Here is a 21842-nt window from a genome sequence, read left to right on the forward strand (position 1 = left end):
TAGGCATCCACTACAGGGAGCTTGACCATGAGCGAGACCACTACGTTCGACCTGCCGATTGCCGGCATGACCTGCGCCAGCTGCGCCGGGCGGGTCGAGCGTGCCTTGAGCAAAGTCCGGGGCGCCAGCGCCGTCAGTGTCAACCTGGCTACCGAACAGGCCCGGGTGCAGGCACCCGGCGACAGCCTGCCGGCCCTGATGGACGCCGTGCACCAGGCCGGATACAGCGTGCCACAGCAAACCCTGGAACTGAGCATCGATGGCATGACCTGCGCCTCCTGCGTCGGCCGGGTGGAACGGGCGCTGGCCAAGGTTGCGGGCGTGAAGAGTGTCAGCGTCAACCTGGCCAACGAACGCGCGCACCTCGAATTGCTGGGCCAGGTCGCTGCGCAAACCCTTATCGAAGCCGTCAGCAAGGCGGGATACTCGGCCAGCGTGCGGGAAGTCGAGCACGCTGCTGCCGATAACCAACAACAACGCCTGCACCGCGAACGCTGGAGGGTGATCCTGGCCATCGCCCTCGCCCTTCCATTGGTCTTGCCGATGCTGCTGCAGCCGTTCGGCGTGCACTGGATGCTCCCGGCCTGGGCGCAATTCGCGCTGGCCACGCCGGTGCAGTTCATTCTGGGTGCCCGTTTTTATGTGGCCGCCTGGAAGGCCGTCCGCGCCGGCGCGGGCAATATGGATCTGCTGGTTGCCCTGGGTACCAGCGCCGGCTACGGCCTGAGTATTTACGAATGGGCCACCGCTGCCGGGCGCATGCCGCACCTGTACTTTGAGGCTTCGGCAGTGGTGATTGCCCTGGTACTGCTGGGCAAATACCTCGAAAGCCGCGCCAAGCGCCAGACCGCCAGCGCCATCCGCGCCCTCGAAGCCCTGCGCCCGGAACGGGCGATTCAGGTGGTCGATGGCCGCGAACAGGACGTCGCCATCAGCGCCCTGCGCCTGGGTGACCTGGTGCTGGTCAAACCCGGCGAACGCTTTCCGGTAGACGGCGAAGTCGTCGAAGGCCAAAGCCATGCGGACGAAGCCCTGATCAGCGGCGAAAGCCTGCCCGTGCCCAAGCAACCTGGGGACAAGGTCACGGGCGGCGCGATCAATGGCGAGGGCCGGCTGTTGGTGCGCACCCAGGCACTGGGGGCCGAAACCGTGCTGGCGCGGATCATTCGCCTGGTGGAAGACGCCCAGGCGGCCAAGGCTCCCATCCAGAAACTGGTGGACAAGGTCAGCCAGGTTTTCGTCCCCACCGTGCTGCTGATCGCATTGGCAACACTGGTGGGCTGGTGGCTTTACGGCGCGCCCATCGAAACAGCGCTGATCAACGCCGTTGCCGTGCTGGTGATCGCCTGTCCTTGCGCCCTCGGCCTGGCCACTCCCACGGCAATCATGGCCGGTACCGGGGTCGCTGCACGCTACGGGATCCTGATCAAGGATGCCGAGGCACTGGAACGCGCCCATGAAGTCAGTGCAGTGGTGTTCGACAAGACCGGCACGCTGACGTCGGGTGCGCCGCGCATCGCTCACTTGAGCGCCATCGGCGGCGATGAAAATGCATTGCTGCAAAAAGCCGGCGCGTTGCAGCGAGGCAGCGAGCACCCCTTGGCCAAAGCGGTGCTGGATGCTTGCGCCGAGCGCGGGCTGAGCGTCGCCAATGTCAGCGACAGCCAGTCCCTGACCGGGCGTGGGATTGCCGGCACGCTTGAAGGACGGCGCCTGGCCCTGGGTAATCGCCGTCTGCTGGAGGAGACCGGTTTGCAGGCTGGCTCCCTGGCGGACTCGGCCAGCGCCTGGGAAACCGAAGGCCGCACGCTGTCATGGCTGATCGAGCAAAGCCCCGAGCCGCAGGTGTTGGGCCTGTTCGCCTTTGGTGACACCCTCAAGCCGGGTGCATTGCAGGCTGTGCAACAACTTGGCGCGCGGCATATCAGCAGCCATCTGCTGACCGGTGATAACCGCGGCAGCGCCAAAGTGGTCGCGGACGCGTTGGGTATTGAGGATGTCCACGCCGAAGTGCTGCCGGCCGACAAAGCCGCCACCGTGGTCGAGTTGAAGAAAACTGCAGTCGTGGCCATGGTCGGCGACGGGATCAATGACGCCCCGGCCCTGGCTGCCGCCGACATCGGTATTGCCATGGGCGGAGGCACCGACGTGGCGATGCACGCCGCCGGTATCACCTTGATGCGGGGTGATCCACGACTGGTGCCTGCGGCACTGGAGATCAGCCGCAAGACCTACGCCAAGATCCGGCAGAATCTGTTCTGGGCCTTCGTCTACAACCTGGTCGGGATTCCCCTGGCAGCCTTCGGTTTTCTCAATCCGGTGCTGGCGGGCGCGGCGATGGCATTGTCGAGCGTCAGCGTGGTCAGCAATGCGCTACTGTTGAAAACCTGGAAGCCCAAGGACCTGGAGGACAACCGATGAACATCGGCCAAGCAGCCCGCAAAAGTGGCCTGAGCGCCAAGATGATTCGTTACTACGAATCCATCGGTCTGCTCAAAGCCGCCCATCGCACTGACAGCGGTTACCGCGTGTATGGCGACGATGACCTGCACACCCTGGCCTTCATCAAGCGTTCCCGGGATTTGGGGTTTTCCCTGGAAGAGGTCGGCAAGCTGCTGACCCTCTGGCAGGATCGCCAGCGCGCCAGCGCCGATGTAAAAGCCCTGGCCCGCCAGCATATCGACGAGCTGAACCAGAAGATTCGCGAGCTTGGCCAACTGCGCGACACGCTGCAGGACCTGGTGGAGCACTGCCAGGGCGACCATCGGCCCGATTGCCCGATCCTCAAGAACCTGGAGTCGGGCTGCTGTGCTGAGCCTGCCCATCAAACAACGAGACCGCGAGCCCCCCTGTAGGAGCGAGCTTGCTCGCGAAAAACCAGCGGGCGCCGCGGGGTATCAGTTGCCCCGCGTCACCGTTGACGACCATCGCGAGCAAGCTCGCTCCTACAGGGGTTTAAGACGCTGCGGGGTATCGGCTGTCCCGCGTCATCGTCGACGACCATCGCGGGCAAGCCGGTCACAAAAAACCCGGCCGAAGCCGGGTTTTTCATCAACCAGTCACTGCATCCAAGGCGGAGGCGGTTCTTCGGTTTTGTTCGGTGGCGCGTCATCTGCCGCGCGCACCGCCTGCTTGCGCTCTTCATCCAGGCGTGCCGCCTCGATTTCGCGCATGATGCCGCCGACGTCGGCCAACTCTTCCGGCTCGTCGAACTCGCCGGTCAGGATGCTGGCCGGGTGCAAGGTGCCGGCTTCGTACAAGGCCCACATCTCCTTGGCGAACCTGGTCTGCTTCAACTCCGGAGCAAACCGCCCGAAGTATGAGGCCATGTTGCCCACATCCCGTTCCAGCATGTTGAACGCGTGGTTGTTCCCCGCCGCGTCCACTGCCTGAGGCAAGTCGATGATCACGGGGCCGGTCGGGGTCAACAGAACGTTGAACTCGGACAGGTCACCGTGCACCAGGCCGGTACACAACATCAGCACGATCTGCGAGATCAGGAACGCGTGATACTCGCGCGCCTGGTCCGGCTCCAGCACCACGTCGTTCAGACGCGGCGCAGCATCGCCGTACTCGTCGGCCACCAGCTCCATCAGCAGCACGCCTTCGAGGAAGTCGTAAGGCTTGGGCACCCGAACGCCAGCACCGGCCAGACGAAACAAAGCCGCCACTTCGGCGTTCTGCCAGGCGTCCTCGGTTTCTTTCTTGCCGAACTTCGAGCCCTTGGCCATGGCCCGGGCCTGACGGCTGTTGCGCACCTTGCGGCCTTCCTGGTATTCGGCCGCCTGACGGAAACTACGTTTATTCGCCTCCTTGTAAACCTTCGCGCAACGTAACTCGTTGCCGCAGCGCACCACATAAACAGCTGCTTCTTTACCACTCATGAGTGGGCGCAGCACCTCGTCGACCAGACCGTCCTCGATCAGGGGTTCAATGCGTTTTGGAGTCTTCATCAGCTTTTATTGTGGGTCCTTTATTACCAAACACGCGAAAGTCATTCGTTATACGGCAATCCACTCGCCGGTGGGAGGGGTTGCCGACCTATGAACGCTGCTATCTGCCTAAAGATGCACACAATGTGCCGATTATGCCCCGTCAATTTGGCCGCTTTCAGCGGACTTTTCAACGGCGCACGGGATTATCAACGCTCGATAATCGCCGTCACGCCCTGCCCGCCCGCGGCGCAGATGGAGATCAGGCCACGGCCCTTGCCTGCCGCGTCCAGCAGCTTCGCCAGGTTGGCGACGATGCGTCCGCCGGTCGCGGCGAATGGATGACCTGCCGCCAGGGAGCTGCCTTTGACATTGAGCCGGCTGCGGTCGATGGCACCCAATGGCGCGTCAAGGCCCAGGCGGGTCTTGCAGTACTCTGGGTCTTCCCAGGCCTTCAGGGTGCACAGCACCTGAGCGGCAAAGGCTTCGTGGATTTCGTAGTAATCGAAATCCTGCAGCGTCAGGCCGTTGCGCGCCAACAAGCGTGGCACGGCATACACCGGCGCCATCAGCAGGCCTTCGGCGCCGTTGACGAAATCCACCGCAGCCGTTTCGCCGTCGCGCCAGTAGGCGAGGATTGGCAAGCCGCGTTCCTTGGCCCACTCCTCACTGCCCAGCAGCACCAGGGACGCGCCATCGGTGAGCGGCGTGGAGTTGCCCGCCGTAAGGGTGCCCTTGGCGCTTTTCTCGAACGCCGGTTTCAGCCCCGCGAGTTTTTCCAGGGTCAGGTCGGGGCGCAGATTGTTGTCGCGGGTGAGCCCGAGGAACGGCGTCATCAGGTCGTTATGCCAGCCCTCAGTGTACGACGCGGCCAGATTGCGATGACTTTCCAGGGCCAGTTGGTCCTGGGCTTCGCGAGGAATGTTCCAGGTCTGCGCCATCAATTCGCAGTGCTGGCCCATGGACAGGCCAGTGCGCGGCTCGCCATTGCGCGGAAACTCCGGAATCAGGTGCTGGGGACGCAGTTGCAGGAACGTTTTCAGTTTGTCGGCCGTGGTCTTGCCGCGATTGGCCTGCAGCAGAATTCGACGCAACCCTTCACTGACACTGATCGGCGCATCCGAAGTGGTGTCGACGCCACCGGCAATCGCGCAGTCGATCTGGCCCAGGGCAATCTTGTTGGCCACCAGCAACGCCGCCTCCAGCCCGGTGCCACAGGCTTGCTGAATGTCGTAGGCCGGGGTGTGGGGTGACAGGCGCGAGCCGAGCACACACTCACGCGTCAGGTTCATGTCTCGCGACAGCTTGAGTACCGCCCCTGCAACCACCTCACCGATGCGCTGGCCATGCAGGTTGTAGCGTTCGATCAGCCCTTCGAGCGCAGCGGTGAGCATGGCCTGGTTACTGGCAGTGGCGTAGGGTCCGTTGGAGCGAGCAAAGGGAATACGGTTACCACCGATGATCGCGACGCGGCGCAGTTGAGTCATGAAAAGCTCCTGATGAAATATTCCAATTCAAACGGCAAGCGTAGGCCTTATCTCGTGGATCGAACGACTGATCGCCATTCATGGTCCACACTTTGAACCCCAGCTACCGGAGTGCGTTCCATGTCTGACCGCTATATCGACTTCGCCAATTCATCCATCGGCCATCGCCTGGTCGGTGCCATGGGCCTGCCGTCGCCGGTTCGCCTGGAGCGCTGGCAAGCTGGCAGGCTGCGTCCGGTCGAGGGCGCGCTGCTGATTGGCGGTGGCCCGCTGGCGGAGAAAGTCAGTGCTTTCGCCAACCGCCTCACCGACGCGATCTACGGTTACGGCACCGAGCCTTCAGTGGCTACACCATGGATTCCGGGGCACGGTCCGAAACTCAAGGCCGTGGTGTTCGATGCCAGCGACCTGGTGCACACCGATCAACTCAAACACTTGCGCGAGTTTTTCCAGCCACTGATGAAAAACCTCGATCAAAGCGCGCACCTGGTGATCCTCGGTCGCTCGCCACAAGGCTTGAACGACCCGTTTGCCGCCAGCGCCCAGCGGGCCCTGGAGGGGTTCAGCCGGTCCCTGGCCAAGGAACTGCGCAGCGGCGGCACCCTGCAATTGATCTATGTCGGTGAAGGTGCCGAGGATCAACTGGAAGGTCCGCTGCGGTTTTTCCTGTCGCCAAAAAGCGCGTTCGTCTCCGGCCAGGTCATCCGCCTGACCGCCTGCGACACCCCGGTCACCGACTGGACCCGCCCCCTGGCCGGGCGCAAGGCGCTGGTCACTGGCGCGGCGCGGGGCATCGGCGCCTCCATCGCCGAAACCCTGGCCCGTGATGGCGCCGAGGTGGTGCTGCTGGACGTGCCTCAGGCCAAGTCTGACCTTGAAGCCCTCGCCGCACGCCTCGGCGGGCGCAGCATCACCCTCGACATTTGCGCCGAGGATGCCGCCGCGCAACTGATCGACCACCTGCCCGATGGCATCGACATCGTGGTGCAGAACGCGGGCATCACCCGGGATAAAACCCTGGCCAACATGACGCCGGAGTTCTGGGATGCCGTGCTGGCGGTCAACCTCAATGCACCGCAAGTGCTGACCAAGGCCCTGCTGGACCAGGGCACCCTGCGCGACAATGCCCGAGTGATCCTGCTGGCCTCCATCAGCGGCATCGCCGGCAATCGCGGGCAGACCAATTACGCCGCCAGCAAGGCCGGGCTGATCGGCCTGGCAGAAGCCTGGGCGCCGTTGCTCAAGGAGCGCGGCATCAGCATCAACGCCGTGGCCCCCGGGTTCATCGAAACCCAGATGACCGCCCACATCCCCTTCGCCTTGCGCGAAGCCGGCCGCCGCATGAGTTCCCTGGGCCAGGGTGGCCTGCCGCAAGACGTCGCCGAAGCGGTCGCCTGGCTGGCCCAGCCCGGCACGGGCGCATTCACCGGACAGGCCCTGCGGGTCTGCGGACAAAGCGTTTTGGGGGCCTAGACATGACGACCGACTGGCACACCCTCGATCGCGAGCCGAGCCTGGCCGACCTGTACTTCAAGGCCGCTACTCGCCGCAAAATCACGGGCACTACCCTGCCTGATTCCGGGCTGCGCACCGGGGTCGAGGTCGATCCCGGGCGCCTGGCGGCTTACCGCAAAGTCTGCGGCTTCGCCGACAATGCCTTGCTTGCACCCACCTATCCCCACGTACTCGCGTTTGCCTTGCAGATGCAACTGCTGACCGCCAGGGAGTTTCCTTTTCCGTTGCTCGGTCTCATCCATTTGAGTAATCGTATCCGCGTCCTGCGCCCGATGGGCGGCGTGGGCCGGGTGCGTGTCAGCGTGCGGGTGCAGAACCTGCAGCCCCACGCCAAAGGTGCAACCTTCGACCTCATAACGACCCTGGATGATCAACTCGGCGCGCTATGGGAGGCCGAAAGCCGGATGCTCTGTCGCGGCGTCAAGCTGGAGGGCGAAGCGGCGGAGGAAGTGCTCGCGCCGATGTTGCCGATGACCCAGGTCGCGCAGTGGCAAGCCCCGGCGGACATTGGCCGGCAGTACGCCAAGGTCTCCGGGGACTACAACCCGATCCACCTGAGTGCCGTCAGCGCCAAGCTGTTCGGCTTCCCCACTGCGATCGCCCATGGGTTGTGGAACAAGGCCAGGACCCTGGCGGCGCTCGCCGATCATTTGCCCGCGGCCAATGTGGACATTGCCGTGCAATTCCTTAAGCCTGTGCGATTGCCCAGTGAAGTGACGCTGATGGCCAGTGCGGCAGGATCGAGCGGGGACTTTCAACTGCTGGGGGCGGGTGACCTGGAGCATATGGTGGGGCATTGGGCGCCGATTGCTTGAGGCGCGTTGGAGATGGCCATTGTCGGAACGCCGCCCGGAGCAAGCTTTGCTCGCGCGCAGTGATTCAAATTGTATATATATCCAAAGTTCATGAACCCTTTCGAACTCCAGTAAGTCATTGATTTAGAACATAAGTCTTTTATCTATCAGCCCCCTTACACAAGGCGTTAATACCAACTGGAGAATGGTGTTGGCGCCCCCTTGCGACTGTCATGTCTACAACGGACGAAGGCATTGCCGGCAACAGAAACCGGCAAGCCATCGAAGACAGCGAACGTTGTAACAGGTGCAAGGAATACCACTCATGAAAACCCAAGTTTGGTGCAAATCAGCAATCGCCATGGCGCTCGCCCTGTCCCTCGGACTGACCGGCTGCAGCAGTGGCGGCGGCGGTCATCACAGCAGCTCCGACAGCTCATCCCCCGACAGCACTGCAGACGCGGGAACAGGCGGTTCCGGGGACTCGGGCGGAACAGGCGCAGGTGGAACCGGTGGCGCAGGTGACGGCACCGCAGGCACTGGCGGAACGGATGGAACTGGCGGCACCGGTGGCGACAACACTGCGGGCACCGGTGGCAGCGGAGGCACAGGCGGTACCGGTGGCACTGGCGGCGGCACCACTGACCCGACCAACCCGACCAACCCCACAGATCCGACTGACCCCACCAATCCAACCAACCCGGGCGTCACTCCGCTGGTGACTACCACCCTGGTCCAGGACGTCGGCAAAACCGTCAGTGGCGTAGGCGATGGCGTCGGCCAGGTCGGCGACAGCCTGGGCACCGTGCCCGTGGTCGGCGGTGTGGTGCAAAGTGCAGTCAACACCACCGGCAATGTCGTCAGCACCCTGGGTGATGGCGTCGCCAACGGCATCGGCAAGCTGGACACCGACCCCAATGGGCTGGGCGTCACGGCGGCATCGGTGGGCGGCGTGGTGCAGGATGTCGGCAATGGCGTCTCAGACGTCAGCGGCAAACTCGCCACGGCCACCAGCAGTATTCCTGTGGTGGGCGGGGTCGTGACCAAAGTCGCCCCCGTACTGGACGGCGTTGGCGAAAAAGTCACCATGCTCGGCGATACCCTGAGCACTGCCACCACCACCGGCCCCTTGGGGACCGTGACCAAGGAAGTCGGCAGCAAACTCGTGCCGGTGATTGCCATGGTCGAGACCACCACGGACAAGATTGGCGACGCCACCGGGCTCGGTGATCCACTCAAGGGCCTGGTGAACAAAGTCGGCAACACCGTGAATGGCGTGGGCGACAAAGTTACCTTGGCCGGTAACGGCAATGCCCTGACCAACACTGTTGGCGGCGCACTCAGCAACACCGGCACGGCGGTCGGCAAAGCCGGCGGGCTGGTATCCAATGGCACGGGTTCAGGCGCGGGTGGAGGTCTGGGTGGCGCCTTGGGCGGCACAGGTCTGTTGCAGACCGTCGGCGGCGCGGTGGTCAATGTTGGCAGCGGGCTCAACGCTGGCAGCACCAGTGGCGTGGTCAGTGCAGGCGGTGTAACGGCCGGGGCAGCGGGCAATCTGGTTGCGTCGGTTAACACCGTACTGGGCGGCTCCGGCGTCGCCAATACGGCAGTTACCGCGCCCTTGGCGAACCTTGGCACTGCGGTTGGCGCAGGCCTGAATCCGGTCACTACCGCCGTCACTGGCCTGACCCAGAACGTCGGCGCAGCGACAGGCCTTGGGGCACCCGTCAACGGCCTGACCAATCAAGTGGGTGGTGCGGTCAGCAATCTGGGTACAGCGATCGCCACCAGCACGCCAAACCCGGTCGTGGCGGCGGTCGGCAACACGGTCACCACGGTGGGCAGCACCGTCGGTGCCGTTGGCGGCCTGGTGAACGGCACGCCTGGCGAGGGCGGTGCCACCGGTGGTCTGGGTGGCTTGCTGGGCGGCCTCACCGGCAAGTTGAGCGGCAAGAACCGATAGTTTTTGCACCTGGCCGATTCGACGGCCTTATCTACAGCGCCTACGCTTGGTTGAAGGCGGAAGATTCGAAAGAGTCTTCCGCTTTTTCTTTGGAACATGATGATCCAGGCGAAGTTGTAACTTGAACATGGAGTGTCCTATGCGCCTCTTGGCATCCTTGCTAGCTTTGACCTTCAGTACCTGCGCCCTTGCCGACACCCTTCCCAGCTTCCTCAACAGCAACGAAACCACGCGCAACCTGCCGGCACCCAACCTGCCCGCCGATGCCTACCGACCCAGCACTGCGCCGCTCTCGGTGCCGGAACCCGGCGCCACCCAGGCCCAGCCGCTGATGATGAACACCCGAATCAAGCTCAGAACCGTGCAGATCGAAGGCGGAACCGTCTACCCTCTCAGCGAACTGGCCACGCTCTACCAGCCCCTGATCGGCCAGGAAACCAGCCTCGCCGACCTGATCGAAGCAACCCGCAGCATTACCCGCCGCTACCAGCAGGACGGTTACCTGCTGTCCTATGCCTTCCTGCCGCAACAGACATTCGACGATGGCGTGGCGCGGGTGGTATTGGTGGAAGGCTATATCAAGGATTACCAGCTGCAGGGCGACGTCGGACGGGTCAAGGGCCTGCTCGACAAGCTGGTGGCCAAGCTGCAGGCCGAACGCCCGCTGACGCGCAAGACCTTCGAACGCTACACCACGCTCATGAGTCGAATCCCCGGGGTGACCTTGCAGGCGCAGGTGCCGCCACCGGGCACTACGGACGGTGCGGCCTACCTGGTCGCACAGGCGAGTCGCAAACCCTTCACCAGCACCCTGAGCGCTACGGAAAGCAGCCGCAACGGCACCCAGGCCCTGCTCGGCCTCAGCAGCAACTCCCAGACGTCCATGGGCGAGCAACTGAGCCTCAGCGGCCTGTTTCCACCAGGGGAAGATCACGAGCAGTATTATCGCCTGGACTACAACCAGTTTCTGGATGCCGAGGGCACGCAGCTCGCGCTCTCCGCCTCGCGCTACCGCGCCGATCCGGGCACCAACGTGCTGACCGATAATGGCCTGGAGCTCGAGCCACACCGGGAGAATGACCGTTACTCCATCGGCTTGAGCCACCCACTTATTGCGTCACCCAATGAACAGCTCAGCGTCAGCTCAAGGGTGTACGCGGTCAATGACAAGACCCGCTACAAGGTGGTCGGGTTTCCACTGAGCGTCGACATCAACAGCGACGTGCGCGCCCTCGCTTTTGAAGGCGATTGGCGCAAGGCCGATGCCAAGCAATTGCGGATCCTCAGTGGCGGGGTTTATCAGGGCATCGATGGCATGGGGGCCGACACCAACAACACCGACCTCGACCTGGACTTCTTCCGCCTGCGTTTATCCGGGGTGCAGAGCGACCGGTTTTTCGACAATTGGCAGGGGGTGCTTTCTGCCGCGCTCTACTGGAGTGATGACACCCTGCCCGACAGCGAACGCGCGGTATTCGGCGGGCAGAATTTCGGCCGCGGCTACCCTGACGATCAGGCATCGGGCGACAAGGGTTGGGGCGTGGCGTACGAGGTCAACTACAGCTTCAACCGCGACTGGCGCTGGGTAAAAATCCTGCAACCCTACGTCGTCCTGGATCGCTCGAAGACCTGGTTTAACAAGCTGCCGGTGCAGGGCAATAGTCTGTCCTCGGGCGCCATCGGGTTGCGGTTTGGCGATGCCAAGTACTACAACATCGCCCTGGAAGCCGCCAAGCCGATGTCCGAGCAAGCACTGGATACCTTCAACCGCAAGCCGCGGTACAGCATCAGTTTCAGTTACCAGCTTTGAGTCATGGACCGGTTTGCTGGTGATGGCGACGGTGAACGAGCGCCAGAAGGACGGAGGTCTATACGAACCCATTGTAGGGGCGAGCCCGCTCGCGATAACCCCGAGAACGCCGAGGGCATGTCAGGCTGCCAGCGTTATCGTTCACGACCATCGCGAGCAAGCTCGCTCCTACAGTTGACCGGTGTGGGGCTGAGGAAATGAGTGCACGTCCTGCATCTCAGAGTGGGTTGGGGACCATTCCAACAGGTTGTGTCGGTTGTTGTTTCGGAAGCGGGGAATGTACGCTTTGGGTGTCGCTGCAAATTCAGTGAACGGGTTTGGTCGCCCGGGTTCAGAATGGCGCAATTTTAGTGCTTCAAACGATCCCCCTACGGGATCGGGTGCTGGTGGCGTGAATCGGCAGGACCGGGTTTGTTCAGCCAGAGGTCACTTGGGCCAAGGGCTGCGGGAACAGGTTGTTCAGCGTTTCCAGCAATCGCACGTGATAGATCGGCTTGCGAAACAGGTCGAGCACTTGCAGGCGCAGCATGTCGCTGACGTCCTCCATGTCCGCGTGCCCGGACGTGACGATCACCGGGAGATGCTGACGCGAGGTGTGCTCGCGCAACCTCTTTATCAGCGACATGCCGCTCTCCTCCGGCATGCGCAGATCGGTGATTACCAAGGCGATATCGGGATGGCGGGTAAGGTGATGCAGGGCGAGTTTGACCGACGTTGCCGTGAAGCAACAAAAGCCCTCGCCCTCCAGCAGTTCGGCAAGTTCCAGCAGCGCGTCTTCTTCGTCGTCGACCAAGAGCAACTGCTGGCGTGGGGGTGAAGTTACTGTCATGTGGCGTTCCCGCTACCGCAATCCTAGGTTTAACCACATTAGCCGACGACCAGAAAACCGGCAGGTTTATTTCATGCACCAGGTTTCGTAACCGCTGCGCCGCCTATAGCATCATTTACACGCTCAAATGTTTCAAACACCCAATCTCCGATCGGTGTGATGAATCCAACGATCATCACTGCCACCATCGCTGCAACAATCGCATATTCAATACCCGAAGCCCCTTCAGTACTTTCAAAAAACGCGCGAACCTTCACATACAGTTTAAGAAACATCTGACAACTCCTTGGGCCCCTGGGCACCGGTTTCACGGACCGAGACATGATTGCTCCGTGCCACCAGAGCATTGTCAAGAAATGGTCCCCCAGCAACTGTAAGAACGGCTTAATTACAAAGTATTAGTACTTTCTGATGCACTCCAAAAAAACCTGCCATTTCGGCCACTTCTTCAACTTTTGACAGCTATTTTCATTTTGGTTAATGGCATTTCGCTTTACCTGCGCTACCGTCAAATAGCGAAATCGTTGAATGTTCATAGCTGCTTAAGCACGAATTACCCCGTCTGGATATGGGCCAAGTCTTGCAGCTGGAAATGGAGAGCCGTCATGAACAGTCGCGTCACCATGGGTCTTGCAGGGATGTTGCTAGTAGGCGCAGTCGTCGCCGGCTACTGGGGATTGATGCTCAGTCGCGCGCCTGCTGCCGAACCGGTCGAGGCTCCCACCGCCGTTGCCGCCATCGAAAAAACCGTCGCCACTGCCGAAGACCAGACCCGCCAGTCAGTGGTCGTGGTAGTACGCGATGTGGCGCCATTCACGCCATTGACCGCCGCCGACCTCGCCGTGGAAAAACTGCGCAGCGCACCGGCCGGTAGCCTGGGCAACATCGACCAGGCAGTCGGGCGTACGCCGTGGCGCACACTCACCGCCGGCACATGGCTGAGTGAGGACAGCTTTGAAAGCGGTGGTGCCGTGGCACGCATGATTCGCAGTGACGAGCGCGCACTTGCAGTCGCCGTCGATGAAGTGATCGGCGCCGCAGGGCAACTGACACCGGGTGACTATGTTGATGTGCTGCTGTACTTACGCCAGGACGAGAGCAACCGGCAACAGTCGGCACAGATCGTCATCCCGGCCATGCGCGTGCTTGGGGTCGGCGACCAGCTCGGCCTGACCAACGACGGCAAGCCTGCCACCCCGCCCCTGAACGCCGAAGAAAAGATCAAGCAGGATCAGCGCCGCATCGCCGCCCGCACCGTACTGCTGGCCGTGCCGGCGCCGTTGCTCGGCCGGCTGATGCTGGCGACTCAGGTAGGCACCCTACGCCTGGCGGTACGCAGCGCCGAGGAGCAGCGCCTGGCCCGTTACTGGGCTGGCGAAAGCGACACGCCCGGCAATCTCGATGCGGCCAACAGCGGCCTGTTCCAGTTCACCCAACTGGCCCTGGGCGGCGCGCCGAAAACACCCGTCAGCAGCCCCGTACGCACTGCCGTCGCACGGCCTGGGGTGGAAGTCATTCGTGGTAACCAGATCACCCAACAAACTCCCTGATCGAGCAAGGATGCAGTGCTATGCCCAGTCGTTCCATGCCGATACTTTGCCCGCTGTTCGCTTGCCTGGTGTTGATCGCAGCTGACACCAGCCTTGCCGCCTCCAGCAATTGCACGGCCTTGAGCCCGCTACCCAGCGTTCTGGAAGTCGGCGAAGGCTTGCAGCAAGAGCTGCAGTCTGCGGTTGCGATCACGCGCCTGGCCGTCGGCGACCCGAAGATCGCCGACGTTCGCACCACCGGCGCCAGCGGCTTCCTGCTCACGGGGATGGCACCCGGCGCGACCAGCCTGATGGTCTGGACAGCGTGCTCGACCACACCGCGCCAGACCATGGTGTTCGTCCAGGGCAAGGCCACCGCCGCACTGACCGGCGTCGCCCTGCCGTCCGAGGAGCCGCTGCTGCCTTCCCAGGTGCAGACCGACATCCGCTTCGTCGAAGTCAGCCGATCCAAACTGAAGGAGGCCTCGACCTCGGTTTTCGGTACCCGTGGCAACTTCCTGTTTGGCGCGCCCCGCACCCTGCCGACCATCGACGGCGTGGTGCAGCCGCGACTGCCGGTGAATAACGATCAGTTCAATATCTCGTGGATTGGCGGCAAGACCATGGTGATGATCAACGCCCTGGAAGGCAGCGGTTTCGCCTATACCCTGGCACGTCCCAGCCTGGTGGCGCTGAGCGGGCAAAGCGCGAGTTTCCTGGCCGGCGGCGAAATCCCCATCCCGGTGCCCAGCTCCGGCAGTGACAACGTCTCGATCGAGTACAAGGAATTCGGCATCCGCCTGACGCTGACCCCGACCATCATCGGCAGCAATCGCATCGCCCTGAAAGTTGCGCCGGAAGTCAGCGAGCTGGACTACAGCAACGGCGTCAACATCGCAGGCACCGTAGTCCCGGCGCTGACGGTGCGCCGCACCGACACCAGCATTTCTTTGGCCGATGGCGAAAGTTTTGTCATCAGCGGCCTGATCAGCACCCGCAACAGCTCCCAGGTGAACAAGTTTCCGGGGCTTGGCGACATCCCCATCCTGGGTGCGTTTTTCCGCGACCAGAACATCAATCGCGAAGAACGCGAGCTGCTGATGATCGTCACCCCGCACCTGGTGCAGCCACTGGCGGCGAACGCGCAATTGCCCTCGTTGCCCGGGGAAAAGTTGCGCAACTACGATCCGAATTTCTACCGCATGTACTTCCTTGAAAACGGCAACTTCGATAGACGCAGCGGGTTATCGCAATGAGCCAGAGCCTGAGCCAGACCTTTCTCGCGATTACGCGCAACGCCACTGACCTGGAGTGGCTGCAGGGCGCCCTGGCACCTTTGGGCCAGGTGGTGAGCGCCGGTGGCGGCAGCCTTGACGAACTGCTGGCACTGGTGGATGTGACGTTCGCCAGCCTGGTGTTCATCGGCCTGGACCGCGACCACGTGGTGGCCCAGAGCGCGCTGATCGAAGGTGCCCTGGAAGCCAAGCCGATGCTGGCAATCGTCGCGCTGGGCGATGGCATGGACAATCAACTGGTGCTCAACGCCATGCGCGCAGGGGCCCGGGATTTCGTCGCGTACGGCTCGCGCTCCAGTGAGGTTGCAGGCCTGGTGCGGCGCCTGAGCAAGCGCCTGCCCCCTGTGACGCCCAACAATCACCTGGGCGGCCTGACGGTGCTGTACAGCGTGCAGAGCAATGCCGATGGCGCCTTGCTGTCCACCCATCTCGCGCAAGTGGTGCAGAAGAGCGGGCAACAAACCCTGTTGCTGGACCTCGGATTGCCCCGGGGTGACAGCCTGGCCTTGCTGGGCCTGGAGAGCTCGTTTCACTTCGGTGATGCCCTGCGGCACTTGCGACGCCTGGACGCCACGTTGATCGACAGCGCGTTCAGTCGCTGCGAGGGCGGCTTGCGGATCCTCGCCTATGCCAGTACCGATGAACCACTGGAACACACCAGTGCGGCCGAGCTGTACATGCTGCTCAGCGCGCTGCGTCATCACTTCCAGCACATTGTGGTGAACCTCACCGGGCAGCACGACAGCGAGGCGCTGCGAACCTTTGTCAGCCACTGCGACAAGTTGCTGTGGTACACCGACCAGAACGTGCTCGACTGCCGGCGCAACCTGGCGATCCTCAATTTCTGGCGCGAAAAAGGCATGAAGCTGGAGCACTCCCGGCTGCTGGTTGACCGCTACCTGCGCGACGTCACACCCGACGCCGAGACCCTGGGTAAAAGCTTCGGCATGGAGGTCATCGCGACGCTCGCCAACAGCCCGCAGGTGCGACTCAACGCCAAGAACCAGGGCGTGTCGCTGTTCGAACTCGCCCCGCGGGAAACCTTGACCCAGGGCCTGCGCACCCTCGGCGAACGCCTGGCGAAACGCTCCGAAGGCATCGTCAAACCCAAGGCCGGTTGGTTCGACCGCCTGCGGGGTGCGCAATGAACAGTGAAAAGCTGTTCGGCGCGCCAACCCGTGGCGCGGTCGGCAACACCGATCATGAAGGCCTCAAACTGGTGTTGCACCGCTACATCATCGACGCCATCGAAGAGTCCGGAAAAAACCTGCTGGAGGGTACCCGGCAGGTGCTGTCGCAGTTTGTCATCGACAAGATCGCCGAGTACATCGCCCGCCTGCACCTGGCAATCTCCCGCTATGAAATGGAGCGCCTGGCCGAAGAGATCGTCGACGAACTCACCGGCTTCGGCCCCCTCGAAGTGCTGCTGCGCGACCCGGCGGTGACCGAGATCCTGGTCAACGGCCCGCACCGGGTATTTATCGAACGCGATGGCGTGCTGCATCAGAGCGACTTGCGTTTCATCGATGCTCACCATGTCGAACGCGTGATGCAGCGTATTCTCGCGCCCCTCGGGCGCAGGCTCGACGAGTCCTCGCCAATGGTCGATGCGCGCCTGCCCGATGGCAGCCGGGTCAACGCGATCATCCCGCCAATCGCCCTCGATGGCCCGTGCCTGTCGATTCGTAAATTTCGCAAGGACATGCTCAAGAGTTCGGACTTGATGGCGATGCAAACCATTGACCAGGCGATCTTCGATTTCATCCAGGAGGCTGTCGGCAAGCGCTGCAACATCCTGATCAGCGGCGGCACCGGCACGGGCAAGACCACCTTGCTGAATATTCTCAGTCAGCTGATTAACCCTCACGAACGCCTGGTGACTATCGAAGACGTCGCCGAACTGCAACTGGGCCACCCGCACGTGGTGCGCCTGGAAACCCGCCCGCCGAATGCCGAAGGCCACGGCGAAGTGAAGGCCAGCGACCTGATCCGCAACGCCCTGCGGATGCGTCCCGACCGGATCATCCTCGGCGAGATCCGTGGCGTCGAAGTGGTCGACGTACTCACTGCCATGAATACCGGTCACGATGGCTCGATGAGCACCGTGCACGCCAACAACGCGCAGGATGCGTTGCTGCGCCTGGAGACCCTGGTGGGCCTGACCGGCCGCAGCATCGCCGAGCGTACCTTGCGGCAGATGATCTGCGCCGCGCTGGATGTGGTGATCCAGTTGACGCGCATGCCCGACGGACGCCGCTGCGTCAGCGAAGTCGTGGAAGTGGTGGGGATCCGCGACGACGTGTACGTCACCAATACCCTGTTCCGGCTTGATCGACGCACCGGTTTCGGCTTTCTGCGCGAGGCGGTCAACCCCGCCGGCGACAAGCTGCGCCGCGAGTCGTTCGGCGACCTTCACTGACCGCGAGGCGCACATGATCGGACCTCTGTTGCTGTGCCTGGTGTGCCTGTTGCTGCTGACCTTTTCCGTACGCCTGTTCTACCAGGGCGTGCGCAAATCCGGCAGCGAAAGGATCCTGGAACGCCTCGGCCAGGGGCAGCCGGAAGGGCTACCGGAAAAAACTCGCTGGACGGGCCTGGAGCGGGCATTCCTGCGCGCAGGCCTGGGGCGCCCCACGGACCGCCTGGGTATCTGGCTGGCGCTGTGGGTGGTGTCGATGCTGATGGGTTCTGCCGTCGCCAGCTGGGCCGGTTTCCTGCTGTTGCTGGTGGTGCCACCGTTGGCGCTGCGGGTGTATGTGTCCTGGCGCTACCGCCGGCGGATCCACCGGATCGTCGAGCAGTTACCCCAGATGCTGGACCACACGGTACGCAGCCTGAAGTCCGGTCGTACCCTGGCGGACGCGGTGATGGGCGCGATCGACGCCAGCGAGGATCCACTAAAAACCGCCATGGGCAGGGTTCAACGCAACGTTCAGTTGGGCGTAAACCTGCCCGACGCCGTGAATGACTTTGCCGAGCTGTATGAGCAGGACGAACTGCGCATGTTCGCCCTGGGCCTGAAGGTCAATCACCGCTATGGCGGCAACGCCAGCGAGCTGCTGGAGAACCTGATCAAACTGATTCGCGAGCGCGACCAGGGGGCTCGCCAGTTGCGTGCACTGACGGGTGAAACCCGCATGACCGCCTGGGTCCTGGGTTCGCTGCCGCTGATCCTGGTGAGCTATTTCATGATGAGTAATCCCGGCTACATGCTGGGGATGTGGAACGACGAGGGTGGACGGCAGATGCTGATCATCGCCGTGTGCCTGCAAGTCACCGGTTGCCTGGCGCTGTGGCGCATGTTGCGGAGCGTGTGATATGGCCGTCGCGATGATTGTCAGCTCGTTGTTGCTGCTGGGCGCCGTGTTATTGATGTTCGCCAGCCTGTTCGAGCGCCACCGCCGTGAACGCCAGGTCAGCCAGCGCCTGCAGGGGCAGATGGTGCGGGACAACCGCCTGGGCACCTGGCTGCGCGCCGTAGGCGACAGCAAGGTGGGGCAACGCAGCGTCAGTCTCGACAACGAAACCCAGGTGTTGCTCAACCGCGTGGGATGGCGCCGCGCCCGCCAGCGCTCGATGTTTGCCGCGCTGCAAATCGGCACGCCGTTCGTGGTAGTGGGCCTGGTGATCGTGCTGCAAACGCTGTTCTATCCACAGGCCAGCAACCACTGGATAGCGCCATTCTTTGCCTTGGCCATTGGCTACCTGCTGCCCAAGCGCCTGCTGGCCTACGCGGCCAAGCGCCGGCAAAAACAGATCGCTGTAGAAATCTCCACGCTTATTCCCTTGCTGCGCATTCTGTTCGAGTCGGGGATGGCCGTTGAGCAGGCCCTGAGGGTTTTAAGCGTCGAAGCCCAGCGGCTGTTGCCGCAGACCACCCAGGAGCTGAGTCTGATTCTGGCCCGGGTCGACTCCGGCCTGGAGCTGGGACAGGAGCTGAACAAGGCGGCCAATGTGCTGGCGATCGACGAGTTCACCGACACCTGCGTGATCTTGCAGCAACTGATCCAGCAGGGCGGCGGTGCGATGAAGTCGCTGCTGGCGCTCAAGCAGCTGCTCGACGACCGGCGCCTGACCAACTTGCAGGAATACATCTCGAAGATGTCGGCGAAGATGTCGGTGGTGATGATGCTGTTTCTGTTTCCTGCGCTGTTGATTGTGTTGGCCGGGCCGGGGTTTACCGCGATTGCCCGGGCGTTCTCCTCCTGATTCAGGCTCTTGAAGAGGTTACTTATGAAAGCACTGATAGCCGTGATGAGCCTGCTGATGTTGAGCGGATGCGCCACCAACGGCCAAGCGCCCTGGTCCGCCCTGACGACCTCCGCCAGTTGCGCCAAACCCAGCGCCGATCAGGAGCTGGCGCTGAACCTGGCCGATGACATGGCCAAGGACGGCAAGCTGCACGCCAGCCTCGCCAACCTGCAGAGCCTGCCGGACAACCTGGCGGATGTACGCCTGCGCAAGGCCCGGGTCTATCGCCTGCTGGGGCGCAGCGACGCCGAACCCTTGTACCGTAGCCTGCTGGGCAGCTGCCGCGCCGCCGAAGCCGAACACGGTCTCGGCCAACTCGCCGCAGGTCGGGGTGACAACGGCCAGGCCCAGGCGCATCTGCAGCGGGCCGCACGACTGGCGCCGACTGACGAAAGAATCCGCAATGACCTGGGCGTGGTCTACATGAACCAGCTGCGCCTGGACGACGCACGCTTCGAGTTCCTGACCGCAATCGAGCTCAAGCAGAGCGATCAACTGGCGGCGGTGAACCTGGTGGCATTGTTGATCTATCAGGACAACTGGCAACAGGCTGGTGAACTCGTCAGCCGCGCCGGCTTGAGCCCGGAACAATTCGGCGACGCCAAGGCCCGCGCCGAATCACTCAAGGCCCCCACCCCGCCACGGCCGTCCACCAGCGGCCAGGTGGCGGTTGTCACTGATGCGCTGAAGTAGAGGAGAACACCATGAAACTGACCATCCTGTGCTGCCTGCCCCTGCTGAGCCTGCCAGCCTTGGCCCTCGACGCCGGCCCCTCGTCACCACAACAGCAGGAAACCGAAGGCTGGCTGGTTTTGCAGAGCCGAAACCAGGCGGCGTCCAACATCCCGCAAACGGCCACGGCGGCCGAGCGGGAACGGGCCATGACGCGGTTCCTGAAAAGTTTTGAGTACCCGATACCGGAGTTTTATGAGCAGGATGAGGGCGGTTCACTGGAAGGGAATTGAGAGGCCTTCGAATACCTTATGCACGTCCGCGTAGGCGCTGCCGAAGGCAGCTCCTACGGTGGATTTGTTTCGCTCAGTGGGCTGTGACTCTTTGGCGCAAACCTGAGTTGTTCGGGGACAACGCCAGTGCCAATTGCGTGCGATTGTGCATGTGGGTCAGACGCAAAACCTGCGACACATACAGCTTCACGGTGTTCTCGGTAATCCCCAACTCACAGGCAATCTGATAGTTGGTCTGCCCCTTGCCCACCAGCCGTGCCACGTCCAGCTGCCGAGGGGACAGCTGATTGAAAATCGAAGGTATCTGCAGCCGGTCCGGGTCAATAAAAGCATCGTCCGAGGCCTCTGCCCCGCCACGGGCTGACGGATTGCGCCGTACCTTGTCCAGGTCCTGATACAGATCATCGATGGACTCGGAAAGGTACTGCAGCTTCTGATTCAAATGCCCCAGCTGCAGACTCTTTTGCCGCTCCTGCAACGCCACTTCCTGGCGGCGCAAACCGTTCAGCAATTCATCCAGGTCGATGGGTTTCTGATAGTAGTCGGCAAAGCCTGCACGCAACGCCTTGATCACGTCCTGCTTGTCCGCGCGGCCCGTCAACATGATGGCCTCGAACACTCGATGCTTGCCGGACAAGCGTTGCAACTCCTGAACCAGCTGAATGCCATCCATGGCGGGCATGTGCAGGTCACACAGCACCAGCCCGACATCGGGGTCATCGGAAAAACGTTCGATCGCTTCCTGACTGGAGCCACAGGGTACGCACTGATAACCACTGCTCTCGAGAAACTCGCCAAGTTCTTCCACGATCAACGGCTGATCATCAACGACAAGGACTTTTACTGCCGAGGTGAGCTTGTTCACGTGCTACTCCATGCCAACGCCAAAATCTGGCTATTCCTGTACTGACAGCCACGGGCTGTACAACTACGACTGATTTGAAAATAGACGTACTTTTCGACTCTGTACACACAACTGGCGACTAGCGGAGCCAGGCCAAAGTCAGCACCGCGCCTGCCAGTACGAACGGCGCAAATGGTTGTTTTTTTGACATTTGCGGCCCCATGTAGCGCAATTGCTCCCTAAGTGATTGACTCATATACAGCCAGAGTTTTGGCGAAATCAATAACCACAGCACGCTGGCCATTCCCGCGCCGATGATCGTGCCGAGAACGTGCATACCGTCCGTCGCAAGTGCCAAAGCTGTCACTAATTTCACATCACCGGCGCCCATCCGACCCATCCAGTAGCCCGGCAGCGTGAAGGCCAGCGCCAGCAGGAATGCCAGGCCGCCCTGCACGGCCTCGGCGCCCAGCCAGGTGCTCCCGGTCCACAGCAACCAGGCGAGCGCCACCGCGCCAGCGCCCAAGGTCAGGACATTGGCAATGTGTCGTTCTCGTGCATCCTGCGCGGCACACACCATCAGCCAGATGATCAGGAAAAAACTCTGCATGAGGTAAAAGCCGTCCGT

Annotated in this window: 20 protein-coding genes and 1 pseudogene; 14 read left to right on the forward strand and 7 right to left on the reverse strand. The window is 62.4% G+C overall.

The features are described from left to right. The first annotated feature begins 27 nt into the window (after positions 1 to 27). The gene (locus EQV97_RS26530; RefSeq protein WP_240890380.1) at positions 28 to 2421 is read left to right on the forward strand and encodes a heavy metal translocating P-type ATPase; all 2394 of its coding nucleotides are present in this window, start codon (positions 28 to 30) and stop codon (positions 2419 to 2421) included. Beyond that, positions 2418 to 2855, forward strand: coding sequence for a Cu(I)-responsive transcriptional regulator (cueR, locus tag EQV97_RS26535; protein WP_122841649.1), 438 nt, complete (start codon positions 2418 to 2420; stop codon positions 2853 to 2855). The genes EQV97_RS26530 and cueR overlap by 4 nt, the downstream gene beginning before the upstream one ends. Here cueR and EQV97_RS26540 read toward each other — a convergent pair. The 3 genes and pseudogenes from EQV97_RS26540 to EQV97_RS26550 form a co-directional block, all read right to left on the reverse strand. Beyond that, positions 2851 to 2928, reverse strand: a pseudogene (locus EQV97_RS26540) (outer membrane lipoprotein carrier protein LolA); the annotation flags it as partial. The gene cueR and the pseudogene EQV97_RS26540 overlap by 5 nt on opposite strands. 131 nt (positions 2929 to 3059) lie before the next feature. Beyond that, positions 3060 to 3953, reverse strand: coding sequence for a PA4780 family RIO1-like protein kinase (locus EQV97_RS26545; RefSeq protein WP_045058174.1), 894 nt, complete (start codon positions 3951 to 3953; stop codon positions 3060 to 3062). 188 nt (positions 3954 to 4141) lie between these two features. Beyond that, positions 4142 to 5419: an acetyl-CoA C-acetyltransferase gene (locus tag EQV97_RS26550; protein ID WP_122841648.1), complete on the reverse strand. Its 1278-nt coding sequence runs from the start codon at positions 5417 to 5419 to the stop codon at positions 4142 to 4144. Positions 5420 to 5539: 120 nt separating this feature from the next. Between EQV97_RS26550 and EQV97_RS26555 the strand changes: the two genes are divergently transcribed. The 4 genes from EQV97_RS26555 (at position 5540) to EQV97_RS26570 (ending at position 11501) form a co-directional block, all read left to right on the forward strand. Next, positions 5540 to 6892 carry a 3-oxoacyl-ACP reductase gene (locus EQV97_RS26555; protein ID WP_240890381.1) on the forward strand — a complete coding sequence of 451 codons (1353 nt, stop codon included), beginning with the start codon at positions 5540 to 5542 and terminating at the stop codon, positions 6890 to 6892. Between the two features lie 2 nt (positions 6893 to 6894). Beyond that, positions 6895 to 7749: a MaoC/PaaZ C-terminal domain-containing protein gene (locus EQV97_RS26560; RefSeq protein ID WP_240890382.1), complete on the forward strand. Its 855-nt coding sequence runs from the start codon at positions 6895 to 6897 to the stop codon at positions 7747 to 7749. 304 nt (positions 7750 to 8053) lie between these two features. Continuing rightward, positions 8054 to 9691 (forward strand): collagen-like triple helix repeat-containing protein, encoded by a 1638-nt coding sequence (locus tag EQV97_RS26565; protein WP_240890383.1) that lies wholly within the window; start codon positions 8054 to 8056, stop codon positions 9689 to 9691. 139 nt (positions 9692 to 9830) lie between these two features. Then, on the forward strand, positions 9831 to 11501 hold the full coding sequence (locus tag EQV97_RS26570; protein WP_240890384.1) for a POTRA domain-containing protein: 1671 nt from the start codon (positions 9831 to 9833) through the stop codon (positions 11499 to 11501). A 415-nt stretch (positions 11502 to 11916) separates the two neighbouring features. Here EQV97_RS26570 and EQV97_RS26575 read toward each other — a convergent pair whose 3' ends face one another. Both EQV97_RS26575 and EQV97_RS26580 read right to left on the reverse strand, forming a co-directional pair. Further along, positions 11917 to 12330, reverse strand: a complete 414-nt coding sequence (locus tag EQV97_RS26575) for a response regulator (protein WP_240890385.1) — start codon at positions 12328 to 12330, stop codon at positions 11917 to 11919. 71 nt (positions 12331 to 12401) lie between these two features. Continuing rightward, a complete protein-coding gene (locus EQV97_RS26580) occupies positions 12402 to 12605 on the reverse strand; it encodes a Flp family type IVb pilin (protein WP_240890386.1) in 204 nt (67 codons plus the stop codon). A 330-nt stretch (positions 12606 to 12935) separates the two neighbouring features. Between EQV97_RS26580 and cpaB the strand changes: the two genes are divergently transcribed. The 8 genes from cpaB to EQV97_RS26620 are packed head-to-tail and all read left to right on the forward strand — an operon-like array spanning position 12936 to position 20370. After that, the gene (cpaB, locus tag EQV97_RS26585; protein WP_240890387.1) at positions 12936 to 13880 is read left to right on the forward strand and encodes a Flp pilus assembly protein CpaB; all 945 of its coding nucleotides are present in this window, start codon (positions 12936 to 12938) and stop codon (positions 13878 to 13880) included. A gap of 20 nt (positions 13881 to 13900) precedes the next feature. Further along, a complete protein-coding gene (locus tag EQV97_RS26590; protein WP_240890388.1) occupies positions 13901 to 15115 on the forward strand; it encodes a type II and III secretion system protein family protein in 1215 nt (404 codons plus the stop codon). After that, the gene (locus tag EQV97_RS26595; protein ID WP_240890389.1) at positions 15112 to 16302 is read left to right on the forward strand and encodes a pilus assembly protein; all 1191 of its coding nucleotides are present in this window, start codon (positions 15112 to 15114) and stop codon (positions 16300 to 16302) included. Before EQV97_RS26590 ends, EQV97_RS26595 begins: the two co-directional genes overlap by 4 nt. Continuing rightward, the gene (locus EQV97_RS26600) at positions 16299 to 17573 is read left to right on the forward strand and encodes a CpaF family protein (protein ID WP_122841638.1); all 1275 of its coding nucleotides are present in this window, start codon (positions 16299 to 16301) and stop codon (positions 17571 to 17573) included. The genes EQV97_RS26595 and EQV97_RS26600 overlap by 4 nt, the downstream gene beginning before the upstream one ends. A gap of 13 nt (positions 17574 to 17586) precedes the next feature. Beyond that, positions 17587 to 18471: a type II secretion system F family protein gene (locus EQV97_RS26605; protein WP_225569396.1), complete on the forward strand. Its 885-nt coding sequence runs from the start codon at positions 17587 to 17589 to the stop codon at positions 18469 to 18471. Position 18472: 1 nt separating this feature from the next. Further along, positions 18473 to 19363: a type II secretion system F family protein gene (locus EQV97_RS26610; protein WP_240890390.1), complete on the forward strand. Its 891-nt coding sequence runs from the start codon at positions 18473 to 18475 to the stop codon at positions 19361 to 19363. Between the two features lie 24 nt (positions 19364 to 19387). Further along, positions 19388 to 20098: a tetratricopeptide repeat protein gene (locus tag EQV97_RS26615; protein ID WP_225569394.1), complete on the forward strand. Its 711-nt coding sequence runs from the start codon at positions 19388 to 19390 to the stop codon at positions 20096 to 20098. Positions 20099 to 20109: 11 nt separating this feature from the next. Next, complete coding sequence (locus EQV97_RS26620; RefSeq protein WP_122841634.1) at positions 20110 to 20370, forward strand: DUF3613 domain-containing protein; 261 nt, start codon at positions 20110 to 20112, stop codon at positions 20368 to 20370. A gap of 73 nt (positions 20371 to 20443) precedes the next feature. Here EQV97_RS26620 and EQV97_RS26625 read toward each other — a convergent pair whose 3' ends face one another. Together EQV97_RS26625 and EQV97_RS26630 are read right to left on the reverse strand one after the other, a co-directional pair. Continuing rightward, entirely contained in the window at positions 20444 to 21235 is a 792-nt protein-coding gene (locus EQV97_RS26625) for a response regulator transcription factor (protein WP_240890391.1), read from the reverse strand. A gap of 118 nt (positions 21236 to 21353) precedes the next feature. Further along, positions 21354 to 21824 carry a prepilin peptidase gene (locus tag EQV97_RS26630; protein ID WP_122841632.1) on the reverse strand — a complete coding sequence of 157 codons (471 nt, stop codon included), beginning with the start codon at positions 21822 to 21824 and terminating at the stop codon, positions 21354 to 21356. Positions 21825 to 21842 lie beyond the last annotated feature (18 nt).

Origin of the sequence: Pseudomonas sp. TMW22090, from assembly GCF_022496665.1 — a bacterium.
GTDB classification, from domain to species: Bacteria; Pseudomonadota; Gammaproteobacteria; order Pseudomonadales; family Pseudomonadaceae; genus Aquipseudomonas; species Aquipseudomonas gregormendelii.

Coding starts and splice junctions, on each gene's coding strand:
- EQV97_RS26615 (WP_225569394.1), top strand. CDS start 19,388: ATGAAAGCACTGATAGCCGTGATGAGCCTGCTGATGTTGAGCGGATGC.
- EQV97_RS26605 (WP_225569396.1), top strand. CDS start 17,587: ATGATCGGACCTCTGTTGCTGTGCCTGGTGTGCCTGTTGCTGCTGACC.
- EQV97_RS26530 (WP_240890380.1), top strand. CDS start 28: ATGAGCGAGACCACTACGTTCGACCTGCCGATTGCCGGCATGACCTGC.
- EQV97_RS26620 (WP_122841634.1), top strand. CDS start 20,110: ATGAAACTGACCATCCTGTGCTGCCTGCCCCTGCTGAGCCTGCCAGCC.
- EQV97_RS26600 (WP_122841638.1), top strand. CDS start 16,299: ATGAACAGTGAAAAGCTGTTCGGCGCGCCAACCCGTGGCGCGGTCGGC.
- cpaB (WP_240890387.1), top strand. CDS start 12,936: ATGAACAGTCGCGTCACCATGGGTCTTGCAGGGATGTTGCTAGTAGGC.
- EQV97_RS26580 (WP_240890386.1), bottom strand. CDS start 12,605: ATGTTTCTTAAACTGTATGTGAAGGTTCGCGCGTTTTTTGAAAGTACT.
- EQV97_RS26565 (WP_240890383.1), top strand. CDS start 8,054: ATGAAAACCCAAGTTTGGTGCAAATCAGCAATCGCCATGGCGCTCGCC.
- EQV97_RS26555 (WP_240890381.1), top strand. CDS start 5,540: ATGTCTGACCGCTATATCGACTTCGCCAATTCATCCATCGGCCATCGC.
- EQV97_RS26575 (WP_240890385.1), bottom strand. CDS start 12,330: ATGACAGTAACTTCACCCCCACGCCAGCAGTTGCTCTTGGTCGACGAC.
- EQV97_RS26570 (WP_240890384.1), top strand. CDS start 9,831: ATGCGCCTCTTGGCATCCTTGCTAGCTTTGACCTTCAGTACCTGCGCC.
- EQV97_RS26550 (WP_122841648.1), bottom strand. CDS start 5,419: ATGACTCAACTGCGCCGCGTCGCGATCATCGGTGGTAACCGTATTCCC.
- EQV97_RS26590 (WP_240890388.1), top strand. CDS start 13,901: ATGCCCAGTCGTTCCATGCCGATACTTTGCCCGCTGTTCGCTTGCCTG.
- EQV97_RS26610 (WP_240890390.1), top strand. CDS start 18,473: ATGGCCGTCGCGATGATTGTCAGCTCGTTGTTGCTGCTGGGCGCCGTG.
- EQV97_RS26545 (WP_045058174.1), bottom strand. CDS start 3,953: ATGAAGACTCCAAAACGCATTGAACCCCTGATCGAGGACGGTCTGGTC.
- EQV97_RS26560 (WP_240890382.1), top strand. CDS start 6,895: ATGACGACCGACTGGCACACCCTCGATCGCGAGCCGAGCCTGGCCGAC.
- EQV97_RS26630 (WP_122841632.1), bottom strand. CDS start 21,824: ATGCAGAGTTTTTTCCTGATCATCTGGCTGATGGTGTGTGCCGCGCAG.
- cueR (WP_122841649.1), top strand. CDS start 2,418: ATGAACATCGGCCAAGCAGCCCGCAAAAGTGGCCTGAGCGCCAAGATG.
- EQV97_RS26595 (WP_240890389.1), top strand. CDS start 15,112: ATGAGCCAGAGCCTGAGCCAGACCTTTCTCGCGATTACGCGCAACGCC.